Genomic DNA, 12,278 nt, shown 5'->3' on the forward strand with positions numbered 1-12,278 from the left:
ACGCACCGGACGACGTGCGCCGGGCCGACCGGGGATCACACGCAGCCCCGCAGCGCGCGCTCCAGGATCGCCGCGCCCTCCTCCGCCTCCGCGACGGTGAGGGAGAGCGGTGGCGCGATGCGCAGCACGCTGGTGTTGTGACCGCCGCCCTTGCCGATCAACAGGCCTTCTCGGCGGGCCGCTTCGAGCACGGCGGCGGCCGCCTCGGGGCTCGCCTCGTCCGTGCCGGGCTTGACCAGCTCCACGCCGATCATCAGGCCGCGCCCGCGGACCTCCCGTACCCCGTCGAGCGGCACGGAGATCGCCCTCAGCCGCTCGATGAGCAGACCGCCGACGCGCCGGGCGTTGCCCTGGAGGTCGTGTTCGAGGAGGTACGAGAGATTCGCCAGCCCCGCCGCCATCGTGACCGGCGAACCGCCGAAGGTGGAGATGGAGTTGGAGTCGAGGCAGTTCATGATCTCGGCGCGCGCGACGACACCGCCGATGGACATGCCGTTGCCGATGCCCTTGGCGAAGGTCAGCATGTCCGGCGGGCCGGACGCGGCGTGTGCCTGCCAGCCCCAGAAGTGCTCGCCGGTACGGCCCCAGCCGGTCTGCACCTCGTCCGCGATCCAGAGGATGCCGTGCTGGTCCAGGACCTCGCGGAAGGCCGCGTACAGACCGTCGGGCGGCGCGGTGAAGCCGCCGACGCCCTGGACGGGTTCGGCGATCAGGGCGGCGGGCGGACGGATGTGGCCGAGCAGGTCCTTCAGGTCCTCGACGCAGGCCGCGATGAACTCGGCGTCGCGGAGATCGGCGTACGGGCCGCGGGTGCGGACGCCGCCGTGGACGTACAGCGTCTGGAGCGGCGAGAGGGAGGTCGGCGACCAGCCCTTGTTGCCGGTGATGCCGACCGCGCTGAAGGAGCGGCCGTGGTAGCTGTTGCGCATCGCCAGGATCTGGTTGCTCTGCCGGTGGGCGGTGGCGAGCATCAGGGCCGTGTCGTTGGCCTCGGTGCCGGAGGTGGTGAAGAAGACGCGGGCGTCCGGGATGCCGGACAGCTGGGCGATCCGCTCGGCGAGGTCGACCATCGGCCGGTTGAGGTAGAGCGTCGAGGTGTGGATGATCCGCCCGGCCTGCTCGCTGACGGCCTTCGTCACCTCGGGCAGGGCGTGCGCGGTCATCGTCGTCAGGATGCCGCCGAAGAAGTCGAGGTACTTGTTGCCCTCGGCGTCCCAGACATGGCGGCCCTCGCCGTGGGTGATCTCGATCGGGTCCTCGTAGTAGAGGGCCAGCCAGTCGGGCAGGACGGCCTTGTGCCGTGCGTACAGGTCGGTCACGGCTGCACCAGCCCCTCGTAGGCGTCGGGCCGCCGGTCGCGGTAGAACGCCCACTGCCGGCGGACCTCCTCGATCAGGTCGAAGTCGAGGTCGCGGACGACCAGTTCCTCGGTCTTGTCACTGGCCGTCTCCCCCACGAACTGTCCGCGCGGGTCGACGAAGTACGAGGTCCCGTAGAAGTCGTTGTCGCCGTACTCCTCCTGCCCGACCCGGTTGATCGCGGCGATGAAGTACTCGTTGGCGACGGCCGCGGCGGGCTGCTCCAGCTGCCAGAGATGGGCGGAGAGGCCGCGGGAGGTCGCCGAGGGGTTGTAGACGAGCTGGGCGCCGTTCAGACCGAGCTGCCGCCAGCCCTCGGGGAAGTGCCGGTCGTAGCAGATGTACACGCCGATCCTGCCCACCGCGGTGTCGAAGACCGGCCAGCCCAGGTTGCCCGGTTTGAAGTAGTACTTCTCCCAGAAGCCCTTCACCTGCGGGATGTGGTGCTTGCGGTACTTGCCGAGGAAGGTGCCGTCGGCGTCGATCACGGCCGCGGTGTTGAAGTAGAAACCGGACTGCTCGACCTCGAACACCGGCACGACGACGACCATGCCGGTCTCGCGCGCGAGCTCCTGCATACGAGTGACGGTGGGCCCGTCCGGGACCGGCTCCGCCCAGCGGTAGTGCTCGGGCTCCTGGACCTGGCAGAAATAGGGGGCGTTGAAGACTTCCTGGAACCCGATCACCTTGGCGCCCTGCCGGGCCGCCTCGCGGGCGTGCTCCACATGCTTGGCGACCATGGATTCGGTGTCACCGGTCCAGGTGGCCTGGACCAGAGCGGCGCGTACGACGTTGGCCATGAGCTGCTCCTTCGACGGGACGTCAGAGAGCTTCTACGCCCGTAGACAAAGGCTTTAGAGGCTCGAAAGTAAGCCCCCTGGACAGCCTTGCCAAGACCATCGGGGTTAACCCGCTGAGTCGATCACGTTTCGCACCCCTGTGGGGGAGCGGTTGACCTGGTGAACAGCTGCCGGGGGGTCCGGGAAAGACTGCCCGGGTGACTCAGGCGGTGAAACCGGCCACCCGGATGGCGTGCACCAGATCCCAGTGGCGCTCCTCCGAGACGCCCTTGGCTGCCGCCAGCAGCAACGGCACGAGACGCGCCGGGTCCGCCTCCACACTGCGGGCCGCCTCCTCCGGCGTACGGACGCGTACGTACGCGTCGAGCAGCGCCTGGATCTCACGCCGGCGGCCCTCGTCGGCCAGGGCCAGCACGGCGGTCCCGATCTCCGGCGCGGGGCGGACGACACCCTGGCGCAGCATCTGGCGGCCGTCTGCGCTGCGACCGGCCGCGACGAGCGCGTCCGCGGCGCCGACCAGCCGGTCGGCGGGCAGTGAGGCCGCCTCCCACAGCAGGCTGGCCCAGTCCGCGTCGAGGCCCGCCCGGTGCAGTTCGGCGGCGAGCAGCGGGAAGCGGGCGGCGGGCCAGTACGCGGCCTCCACGAGCACGGCATGGGCCTCGCCGCTGCGGCCGTCCCTGCGCAGCCGGATCAGCGTCTGGACGGTCTCGGCGGTGGCCCGCCGGGCGCCGTCGTCCAAGGCCTGCGTCCGCGGCTGCGCCGGCTCCGCGGCGGCACCCGCGAAACGGGCGCCACGGGGGGTACGGCCGGTCGGCGCGGCCGGGGCGGGCACGGGCGGCGGCGCCGTCTCCGGGACGGCCACAGGGGCCGCCTGCGCCTCCATCCCGGCGAAGCGGGCGCTGCCGCGCGGGCGGCGCTTGGAGCGTTGCTTGGGGGCAGGGGCGGAGGCAGGAGCGGGGGCAGGGGCCGGGGGCTGGGGATCGTCGAACAGGTCGGCGGGGGCGTACGCGTCGCCGCCGGAGCCGGGGCGGCCCGGCGCGAAGACGTCGTCGTCGGAGCCGAGGCGCACGGGCGCGGCCGCGTCACCACCGGCGCGCGTCCCGTAGCCGGCACCGGCCTGGTCGTACGCGCCGGGACGTTGGGCCGCCGGGTCGTACGCGCCGGGACGGGCGGTCTCCGGGCCGTAGGACCCTGAAGGGGCAGAAGGCGCAGAAGGTGCCACGGGGGCGGCAGCGGCGCCGGAGGCGGCAGCGGCGGCTGTCGAGCCCTGGGAGGCCGAGGGAGCGGTCACGGAGCGGTCGGGTGCCGCCGGGTCCGCGAAGCGCGAGCGCGGGCCCGTCCGCTCCGGGATCGTCGCGCGGTGCTGAGCCCCCGCTCCGGACACCTCGGCCCCTGCCTCAAGCGCTCGCTCCCCGGCCTCTCGTCGGGCCTCGCGCCCACCGCCCCCGGCCGGCTCCTTCGACCGGAAGACGTCCCCGGCCGCACCCCCCGAAAAGTCGAGCGCGCCCGGCGCGTGGGTACGCAGGGCGCGGCGGTCCAGATCCTGCATGCGGTGGCGGAGTTCGGTGCAGCGGGCCGTGGCCCGTTCGTGGTCGTCGTGGGCCCAGGCGAGGTCGAGCCGGACGGCGTCGGCCTCCTCCTGGGTGGCGGCCGCGTGGAACTGCCGGTTCAACTCGGCCTGGCGCTCCGCGGCGTAGCGCTGTTCGCGGAGCATGACGTCGAGACGGTCGCCGAGGGCGTCCCGGCCACCGGGCCGGGCGTCGTACGCGGCGAGCGAGGCGCCGTGCAGGGACCGGGCCCGCCGGGCCTCCTGCCCGGCGATCTGGGCGCCGTACTCCGCGGCGAGGTCATGGAGAAGCGCCTCCACGACGTCCCACGGCGGTACTTCCCAGCCGTCCAGGCAGGCCCGCATCCCGTCGGGGTCGCGCTGCCAGAAGACTCCGCACCAACCGCCGTCCTGATCGAGCCGTTTCATCAGCCCGCTCAGATAACTCGCGAACTCCCGTACCTGTCCCGGGAGTTGTTCCACAGCCATCACACAACTCCCCGCCCGACTGGAGTACTCCGGTCCGGTAGAAAACACCCTCCGTGTTACGGAATGGCTACAGGCAGTTTTCGGACTGGACGCAGAGTCCTGTGTCCCAGGTCGCCCATGGTCCTGTGATCGAGTTCGTCCATGGACAATCCGAGCGCTCTCGCCAGCGCCGCCACCGTGAAGAAGGCGGGGGTGGGCGCCCGCCCGGTCTCGATCTTGCGGAGGGTCTCGGCGGAGATCCCGGCGGTCGCCGCGACCTCCACCATGCTCCGGCCGCCGCGGGCCTCGCGCAGCAACTGCCCGAGGCGTTCGCCGCGTTCGCGCTCTTCGGGGGTCAGGGGGTTACGCACCATGACCCCATTCTAATACCGGTATAGTAATTGTCATGGTGGAACTCAAGACGGACACGTCGATCGACGCGATGTACGAGGCGGGGCAGGTCGTGGGCCGGGCGCTCACGGCGGTACGGGAAGCGGCCGGCATCGGCGTCTCCCTGCTGGAACTGGACGAGGTCGCGCACCGGGTGCTGCGCGAGGCGGGCGCAGGCTCGCCCTTCCTCGGCTATCGCCCCTCCTTCGCCCCCACCCCGTTCCCGGCGGTCATCTGCGCCTCCGTGAACGACGCGATCGTGCACGGCATCCCGACCGGCTACCGGTTGCGGGACGGCGACCTGGTCTCCATCGACTTCGGCGCCGAACTGGACGGCTGGGTCGGCGACTCGGCGATCAGCTTCATCGTGGGCGAGCCGCGTGCCGCCGACGTACGCCTGGTGGAGACCGCCGAGCGCGCCCTCGCGGCGGGCATCGAGGCGGCCGTCGTCGGCAACCGCATCGGGGACATCGCGCACGCCGTCGGCACGGTGTGCCGATCGGCGGGGTACGGCATCCCGGACGGCTTCGGCGGGCACGGCGTGGGCCGTCGTATGCACGAGGACCCGCCCGTTCCGAACGAGGGCCGCCCCGGCCGGGGTCTGCCCCTCCGCCACGGCATGGTGCTGGCCATCGAGCCCATGCTCATCGGCGGCGGCACGGACGGCTACCACCCGGCCCCCGACGGCTGGACCCTGCGCACCGACGACGGCTCCCGCGCGGCCCACGCCGAGCACACGGTGGCGATCACGGACGCGGGCCCCCGCATCCTGACGGCACGCTGACGCGAACGCGCCGCGCGCGCGGCCCCGCCGCGCGCCCCCGGTGGACCCGATCCGGCGCGCGGCGCCCGCGCCACGCGCCGGCCTGCGGCGGTATACGCCTACGACCTCACGACGCCGGTCGTACCACCATCGCCGCCCCGCCCCCGCGCCGCACCTTCTCGGCCGCCGCCAGCCACTGGCCGTTCGGCAGGCGCTGGACGCCTGTGGCCGCGCCGATCTCGGGGTTCACCTTGAAGGAGTGGCCGAGGGCCTCCAGCTGGGCCCTCAGGGCGCTGTCGTACAGGCCCGGTTCGAGCTCGGTCTGGGCCGCGTTGCGCTGGCTGGCGCGCGGCGTGGCGATGGCGTCGACCAGGGGAAGCCCCCGGTCGACGAACTCCGTCAGCGTCTGCAGCACCGTCGTGATGATGGACGCTCCGCCGGGCGAACCGAGCGCCACCACGGGCTCGTTGTGCCGGTCCAGCACGATCGTCGGTGAGATCGACGAGCGCGGCCGCTTGCCCGGACCCGGCAGGTTCGGGTCGTGCACGGCCGGGTTCGCCGGGGTGAAGGAGAAGTCCGTCAGCTCGTTGTTGAGGAGGAACCCGCGGCCCGGGACGGTGATGCCGCTGCCGCCGGTCTGCTCGATGGTCAGCGTGTAGGAGACGACGTTGCCCCACTTGTCGGCGACCGTGAGGTGGGTGGTGTTCTCGCCCTCGTACGTCGTCGGGGCGGCGGTTCCGCCGGTGGCGCAGGCCGCCGGGTCGCGCGGGTCGCCCGGCGCGAGCGGGCTGGTCAGCACGGCGTCGTCCTTGATCAGGCAGGCCCGCGAGTCGGCGTACCTCTTCGAGAGGAGTTCCTTCGTGGGGACGTCCTCGAACGCCGGGTCGCCCACCCAGCGCCCCCGGTCCGCGAACGCGATCCGGCCGGCCTCGATGTAGTGGTGCAGGTACTGGGCCTCGCTCGCCTTGGCGAGGTCGGTCCGCTCCAGGATGTTGAGGGCCTCTCCGACCGTGGTGCCACCGGAGGAGGAGGGGGCGATCGAGTAGACCTTGAGTCCGCGGTACGTCGTCCTCGTCGGCGCCTGCTTCTTCGCCCCGTACGCCGCCAGGTCCCTCGCCGACAGCTTGCCCGGTCTGGCGTTGTAGCCCGAACTCGGGTCCACCGGGGGCTTGTTCACGGTGGCGACGATGTCCTTGCCGAGCTCGCCGTGGTAGATCGCGCCGACGCCCCTCCTGCCCAACTCCTCGTACGTGCGCGCGAGATCGGGGTTGGTGAAGGTGGCGCCGACCGCCGGGAGCGAGCCGCCGGGCAGGAACAGCTTCGCGGTGTCGGGGAAGTTCTTGAAGCGGGCCTGGTTGGACTCGGTCTGCGAGCGGAAGGTCGCGTCGACCGTGAACCCCTCGCGCGCGATCCGCTCGGCGGGCTTCAGCACCGTCCCGAGCCGCTTGCTGCCCCAGCTGTCCAGTGCCGTCTGCCAGGTGGCGGGTGTGCCCGGCGTGCCCACGCCCAGTCCGCTGGTGACGGCGTCCGCGAAGGCGAGCGGCCGGCCGTCCTCCAGGAAGAGCCCCGAGTCGGCGGTCAGCGGCGCCGTCTCGCGGCCGTCGATCGTATGCACCGTACGGGACTTGGCGTCGTAGTAGACGAAGTAGCCGCCCCCGCCGATACCGGAGGAGTAGGGCTCGGTGACGCCGAGGGCCGCGGCGGTGGCGACCGCCGCGTCCACCGCGTTGCCGCCCTTCTTCAGGACCTCGATCCCGGCGGCGGTGGCGTCCGCGTCGACGCTGGCCACGGCGCCGCCGTAGCCGACGGCGACCGGCACCTTCGCCGGGGTGGCCGCGGTGGCGGCGGTGGGCGGCGGCGCCGCCGCGCCGACCGACACCACCGCGGCCGAAACCGCTAAGACCGCCAGATTCCGCGCAACAGGGCGACGCATCCCTACCTCCAGTCAACAGCCGTCCGCGCAGCGTAACTTCAACGCCGCCCTCCCGTCAGGACCCCCTCGAACACCGGTCCGCACTCCCGCTACCATGCGCGCACATGAATGACGACGTGCGCAACATCGTCCTCGGCATGGTCGCGGCCGCCATCAGCGCCGCACTCGGCTGGGTCGCCCGTACCTACCTCTGGAAGCGCAGACTCCGGCGCAAGCAGGCGTTCTTCGGACTGCCCGACAACTCCGAGTCACTCCTGGTGGTGAACCGCGAGGCGGGCGGCCCGGAGCTCACGGTGATGCGCTTCGACGTGTTCGCGCTGCTCGAACTCGCCGCACTGATCAAGGACTGCGGCGCGCACGCCCAGGTCGTCGCCCATGACGCGGCCCAGCAGGGGTTCGGCGAGCGGACGGAGTTCTGCGTGGGCGGGCCGTCGTCCAACCGGCGCATGGCGGCACATCTGCACTCGCTGCTCCCGGGCATCCATGTGAACACCGACGCCGAACCGGGCCCGGACCGCGGCGCGTTCCAGATCGGCAGCGAGCACTACCGGCTGGATCCGGGGAAGGGCGAGTACGTGCTGCTGGCCCGGCTGGTCGCGGGCCAGGACCGCGGAACGCGGCCGGTCTTCCTCTTCTGCGGGCAGCGGGCGATCACCAACCAGGCGGCGACCCGCTATCTCGCCCGCAACCACGAGCGGCTGGCCCGCAAGCACGGCGGGAACTCCTTCGTGCTGCTGCTGAAGGTCGTGAACTCGCAGGCGTACGGCCCCGATGTCGTCGAACTCGTCGCGGATGTGACCCGGGCCGCCCGGACCCCGCTGCCGACCCCCGCGCCGGCCCACGACTCCCCTCGCTCGTCCTAGGTTTCATCATCATTCAACAATCGTTACTCGCACGTAACTTACTCACGGGTTACCTACGGTAAGGCGGCGAGGTTACCGCCTGGCCACTTTCTCCGTCGACACGAGTGAGGAGTGGCCCGTGGCATGTCACCGTCATGCCCTGCGCACGTCCGCCGTGAGCACAACCCGTCCGGCGCGCAGCTGACCTTCTCCTCACCGGCGAACGACCCGTCCTACGTGTCCGTTCCCCTGCGCGAGCAGTGATCTCCGGCTGCCGCCGGCCGGGCCTGGCCCTGTGAGCTGCTGCTCCCCCTACAGTCGCGGGGCTGTGGGGGGACCCCCACCCGGCAGCAGCGTCCCTGGTTCGGCCGGTGCCACGTTCACGGCCTCGGTCTTGGGACTTCGCTGCTCCCGCCGGGACACCCACTGGGCGAACCAGGAGAGCAGCATGCACATCCCGATGTAGATCGGCGAGATCACCATCACCACGGGGATGAACGGCAAATCGTAGTCGAGGTTGGAGGCGATCAGTTTCCCGGCGTGGAGGAACTCCTCATAGGTGATGAGATAGCCGAGCGAGGTGTCCTTCAGGGCCACCACGAGTTGGCTGATGATGGCGGGCAGCATGGCCCGCACGGCCTGCGGTACGAGGACGTACGTCATGACCTGGGTCTTGCGCATGCCGAGCGCGAACGCGGCCTCCCGCTGGCCGCGTTCGACGGAGTTGACGCCGGAGCGGAAGACCTCGGCGAGCACCGAGCCGTTGTAGAGCGTGAGCCCCGCGACCAGCGCGGGCAGCGGCTGCACCTTCAGGGCCACGAAGATGAAGAAGATCATCACCAGTACGGGCATGGCACGGAAGAACTCGACGACCAGCGCGGAGATCCAGCGCACCGGGCGGTGGTCGGACAGGCGCCCCGTCGCGAGCACGGTGCCCAGCGCCAGCGAGAGCACCGCGGCCAGCGCGAAGGCCTTGAGCGTGTTGCCCAGGCCCCGCAGCAGCAGTTCCTGGATGCCCTTGTACTCGAAGGGCATCCACTTCGTGTACGTGAACTGGTCGGTGTCGAACAGCAGATAGAGGATCCAGCCGACCAGGGCGAGGATCAGGGCGGTGGCCACGACCGCGTACAGCCGGTGCCGTTGCCGGGTCCTGGGCCCGGGAACGTCGTACAGGGCGGTGGATTCGGGGGCGGTGGCGGTCATCGGGCGACTCCCCAGCGCTGTTCGAGGAAGTTGAAGATCGCGCTGATGGTGAGGGTGATGATCAGGTAGCCCACGGCGATCCAGAAGAAGGTCCAGACGATGTTGTAGCCGAGCTCGCTGAGCGTCTTGTACGTACCGAGCAGTTCGTTGACGCTGAACGCCCCGGCGATCGCCGAGTTCTTGGCGAGGGCGATGAGCGTGGAACCGACCGGCGGGATCACCGAGCGGAAGGCCTGCGGCAGGACGACCAGGGACAGGGTCTGGCCGAAGGTCATGCCGAGGCTGCGGGCCGCCTCGCCCTGTCCCTTGGGCACCGTGTTGATGCCGGAGCGCAGCGCCTCGCAGATGAACGCGGAGGTGTAGCAGCCGAGCGCCAGGACCGCGAACACCTCGAAGGGCAGCACGAGTCCGAACCGCGGCAGGCCGAGCAGCACCGCGAAGAACAGCAGGGTGAGCGGGGTGTTGCGCAGGACGGCCACCCACGCCGTGCCGAAAGCCCGCAGGGAGCCGACCGGCGCGACCCGGAACGACGCCATCAGAAAGCCCAGGGCGAGAGCCAGGGCCGAGGCGTAGACGGTGAGTTCGACCGTGCCGAGGAATCCGTGGACGAAGGTGGAGAAGTTGTCTGTCAGTACGTTCACATCGGCCTCGCTCAGGTCGCCGGGTAGCGGTCGATGGCCGGCGGGGTGGGCGCGGGCACTCCGGAGAGCCCGAGAGTCGCCTCGTACGCCTTCTTCCAGTCACCGTTCTTCTCGCGGGCCTGCAGCGCGTCGTCGAGCGCGAACCGCAGCGCGTTGTCGCCGCGCGGGACGCCGATGCCGTACGGCTCCTTCGAGAACGGCTTGCCCACGACCTTGAGTTCGTCGGGCACCTTCGCCGCGTAGCCGATCAGGATCGCGTCGTCGGTGGTGACGGCGTCGACCTGGTAGGTGAGCAGGTTGTCGACGCAGACCGAGTAGGTGTCGTACGCGACGAGCTTCGCCCTCGGGTAGTCGGTCCGGATGCGCTGGTACGGCGTCGATCCGGCCGCCGAGCAGACGCGTTTGCCGGCCAGGTCCTGAGGGCCGTGGATGTCGTTCTCGTTCTTGCGTACGAGCAGCGACTGACCGGCCAGGTAGTAGGGGCCCGCGAAGCCGACCAGTTTCTTGCGTTTGTCGTTGATGGTGTAGGTGCCGACGTAGAAGTCGATCTGACCGTTCTGCAGGGCGGTTTCGCGGTTGGCCGAGGCGATCGTCTTGAAGCGGACGGTGCTCGGGTCGAAGCCGAGCGAGGCCGACATCATTTTGGCGATCTCGATGTCGAAGCCGGAGTAGGTGCCGCTCGCCGGGTCCTTCTCGCCCAGGTACGGCTGGTCCTCCTTGACGCCGATGGTGAGATAGCCGCGCTTCCTGGCCCTTTCCCAGGTGGGCGAGGAGGGGAGCCGGAAGTCGTGTGCCACTTGGTAGCGGGGCAGTTTTTCGGTGGCGGGTCCCTTGGTGGGCGGGCTGCCCTCCTTGCCGCAGGCGGCCGTCAGCAGGGCGACGCACACGAGGGCGAGCACGGCCAGGCGCGTACCTGTCGTACGGATCACGGTGGTACTCCCCCGCCTAGTGCTTGAGGATCTTGGAGAGGAAGTCCTTGGCACGGTCGCTGCGCGGGTTGGTGAAGAACTCCTCGGGGCTGCGGTCCTCGACGACACGGCCGTCGGACATGAAGACCACGCGGTTGGCGGCGGAGCGCGCGAAGCCCATCTCGTGGGTGACGACGACCATGGTCATGCCCTCGCGCGCGAGCTGCTGCATGACCTCCAGGACCTCGTTGATCATCTCCGGGTCGAGCGCCGAGGTCGGCTCGTCGAACAACAGCGCCTTGGGGTCCATGGCGAGGGCACGGGCGATGGCCACACGCTGCTGCTGGCCGCCGGAGAGCTGCGCCGGGTACTTCGGGGCCTGGGAGACGAGCCCCACCCGGTCCAGGAGTTCGAGGGAGCGCCGGTCGGCCTCCTCCTTCTTGCGGCGGCGGACCTTCGTCTGGGCCAGTGAGACGTTCTGCAGGACCGTCTTGTGGGCGAAGAGGTTGAAGGACTGGAAGACCATCCCGACCTCGGCGCGGAGTGTGGCGAGGGCCTTGCCCTCGTCCGGCAGCGGCTGACCGTCGAGCCTGATCGAACCGGACTCGATGGTCTCCAGCCGGTTGATCGTCCTGCACAGGGTCGACTTTCCCGACCCCGAGGGGCCGATGACCACGACCACCTCCCCCTTGCCGACGGTGAGGTTGATGTCCTGGAGGACATGCAACTCGCCGAAGTACTTGTTCACGCCCTGCAGTTCGATCAACGGATCGACAGCCATGCCCGGCCCTACCCACTCTCAGCTGTGTCGCAGAAGCCGCAAACTATCCGGGCATGGATGGACTTGATACTCGACACGCACTTTTCGGGCACTAGCCGTATTTATGATGTTTCTTGAAGATAAGGGTCCACCGCGACGGTCCGGCTATCCCTCCGACACCTCCGCGTACAGCTGCGAGAGTTCCGGGGCTCCGCTGGACGCCCAGGTGTGGCCGGAGTCGACGACATCGACCTCACGGCCCGAGGTCAGCCGCACCACGGGATGGCCGTTGGGCCAGATCTCCCAGACGGCGCCGGGGACCGTGCGCACGATCACCGAACCGAGATAGAGACCGGCGTCGTTGCCGAGCCACGGCAGGCTCTCCTCGTCGTCGCGCCAGCGCGGCAGCAGTTGGTCCAGCGCCTCCAACGAGGCCGTGGAGTCGTCGAGTTCGATGCCCGCCTGGTATGCCTGCGAGCGCAGCAGCTCGCATTCGGAGAGGAGTTCGGCGACGCCCTCGGGGTCGCGGCCGCCGTCGGAGAACACCGCGACGCCGAAGGCGAGACCGTGCTTCTTGCGCCAGTTGCCCAGGAAAGGGATGTTCATAAGCCCAGCCTGACATTCGCACTCCCGGTCGCACCACAGGCGCGCGGAACCGCCTCCTCG

The 12,278-nt window shown here is 70.3% G+C and carries 12 protein-coding genes; 2 read left to right on the forward strand and 10 right to left on the reverse strand.

Annotated features, from left to right (window positions below; all coding sequences use genetic code 11):
* Positions 1-35 precede the first annotated feature (35 nt).
* From RV986_RS10850 to RV986_RS10865, 4 genes are all read right to left on the reverse strand, one after another.
* Entirely contained in the window at positions 36-1,319 is a 1,284-nt protein-coding gene (locus RV986_RS10850) for an aspartate aminotransferase family protein (RefSeq protein WP_475917180.1), read from the reverse strand.
* Complete coding sequence (locus RV986_RS10855; RefSeq protein WP_475917181.1) at positions 1,316-2,158, reverse strand: nitrilase-related carbon-nitrogen hydrolase; 843 nt, start codon at positions 2,156-2,158, stop codon at positions 1,316-1,318. The genes RV986_RS10850 and RV986_RS10855 overlap by 4 nt, the downstream gene beginning before the upstream one ends.
* 202 nt (positions 2,159-2,360) lie before the next feature.
* Positions 2,361-4,193, reverse strand: a complete 1,833-nt coding sequence (locus RV986_RS10860; protein ID WP_475917182.1) for a hypothetical protein — start codon at positions 4,191-4,193, stop codon at positions 2,361-2,363.
* A gap of 56 nt (positions 4,194-4,249) precedes the next feature.
* The gene (locus tag RV986_RS10865; protein ID WP_475917183.1) at positions 4,250-4,546 is read right to left on the reverse strand and encodes a helix-turn-helix domain-containing protein; all 297 of its coding nucleotides are present in this window, start codon (positions 4,544-4,546) and stop codon (positions 4,250-4,252) included.
* A 32-nt stretch (positions 4,547-4,578) separates the two neighbouring features.
* Here RV986_RS10865 and map point away from each other — a divergent pair, with 32 nt between their 5' ends.
* Entirely contained in the window at positions 4,579-5,346 is a 768-nt protein-coding gene (gene map, locus RV986_RS10870) for a type I methionyl aminopeptidase (protein ID WP_475917184.1), read from the forward strand.
* Positions 5,347-5,452: 106 nt separating this feature from the next.
* Here the strand turns inward: map and ggt are convergent, their stop codons facing one another.
* On the reverse strand, positions 5,453-7,258 hold the full coding sequence (gene ggt / locus RV986_RS10875; RefSeq protein ID WP_475917185.1) for a gamma-glutamyltransferase: 1,806 nt from the start codon (positions 7,256-7,258) through the stop codon (positions 5,453-5,455).
* Positions 7,259-7,362: 104 nt separating this feature from the next.
* On the opposite strand from ggt, the gene RV986_RS10880 reads away from it, so the two are divergent.
* Positions 7,363-8,121 (forward strand): hypothetical protein, encoded by a 759-nt coding sequence (locus RV986_RS10880; RefSeq protein WP_475917186.1) that lies wholly within the window; start codon positions 7,363-7,365, stop codon positions 8,119-8,121.
* Between the two features lie 291 nt (positions 8,122-8,412).
* Here the strand turns inward: RV986_RS10880 and RV986_RS10885 are convergent, their stop codons facing one another.
* The 5 genes from RV986_RS10885 to RV986_RS10905 form a co-directional block, all read right to left on the reverse strand.
* Entirely contained in the window at positions 8,413-9,303 is an 891-nt protein-coding gene (locus RV986_RS10885; RefSeq protein WP_475917187.1) for an amino acid ABC transporter permease, read from the reverse strand.
* Entirely contained in the window at positions 9,300-9,944 is a 645-nt protein-coding gene (locus RV986_RS10890) for an amino acid ABC transporter permease (RefSeq protein WP_475917188.1), read from the reverse strand. The genes RV986_RS10885 and RV986_RS10890 overlap by 4 nt, the downstream gene beginning before the upstream one ends.
* Positions 9,945-9,955: 11 nt before the next feature.
* Positions 9,956-10,873, reverse strand: a complete 918-nt coding sequence (locus RV986_RS10895; protein ID WP_475917189.1) for a glutamate ABC transporter substrate-binding protein — start codon at positions 10,871-10,873, stop codon at positions 9,956-9,958.
* Positions 10,874-10,889: 16 nt separating this feature from the next.
* The gene (locus RV986_RS10900; RefSeq protein WP_475917190.1) at positions 10,890-11,633 is read right to left on the reverse strand and encodes an amino acid ABC transporter ATP-binding protein; all 744 of its coding nucleotides are present in this window, start codon (positions 11,631-11,633) and stop codon (positions 10,890-10,892) included.
* Between the two features lie 144 nt (positions 11,634-11,777).
* Positions 11,778-12,218, reverse strand: a complete 441-nt coding sequence (locus RV986_RS10905; RefSeq protein ID WP_475917191.1) for a DUF6278 family protein — start codon at positions 12,216-12,218, stop codon at positions 11,778-11,780.
* Positions 12,219-12,278: the final 60 nt, after the last annotated feature.

The organism is Streptomyces sp. RLA012 (assembly GCF_056270325.1).

Coding starts and splice junctions, on each gene's coding strand:
- RV986_RS10855 (WP_475917181.1), bottom strand. CDS start 2,158: ATGGCCAACGTCGTACGCGCCGCTCTGGTCCAGGCCACCTGGACCGGT.
- RV986_RS10860 (WP_475917182.1), bottom strand. CDS start 4,193: ATGGCTGTGGAACAACTCCCGGGACAGGTACGGGAGTTCGCGAGTTAT.
- RV986_RS10865 (WP_475917183.1), bottom strand. CDS start 4,546: ATGGTGCGTAACCCCCTGACCCCCGAAGAGCGCGAACGCGGCGAACGC.
- map (WP_475917184.1), top strand. CDS start 4,579: ATGGTGGAACTCAAGACGGACACGTCGATCGACGCGATGTACGAGGCG.
- ggt (WP_475917185.1), bottom strand. CDS start 7,258: ATGCGTCGCCCTGTTGCGCGGAATCTGGCGGTCTTAGCGGTTTCGGCC.
- RV986_RS10880 (WP_475917186.1), top strand. CDS start 7,363: ATGAATGACGACGTGCGCAACATCGTCCTCGGCATGGTCGCGGCCGCC.
- RV986_RS10885 (WP_475917187.1), bottom strand. CDS start 9,303: ATGACCGCCACCGCCCCCGAATCCACCGCCCTGTACGACGTTCCCGGG.
- RV986_RS10900 (WP_475917190.1), bottom strand. CDS start 11,633: ATGGCTGTCGATCCGTTGATCGAACTGCAGGGCGTGAACAAGTACTTC.
- RV986_RS10905 (WP_475917191.1), bottom strand. CDS start 12,218: ATGAACATCCCTTTCCTGGGCAACTGGCGCAAGAAGCACGGTCTCGCC.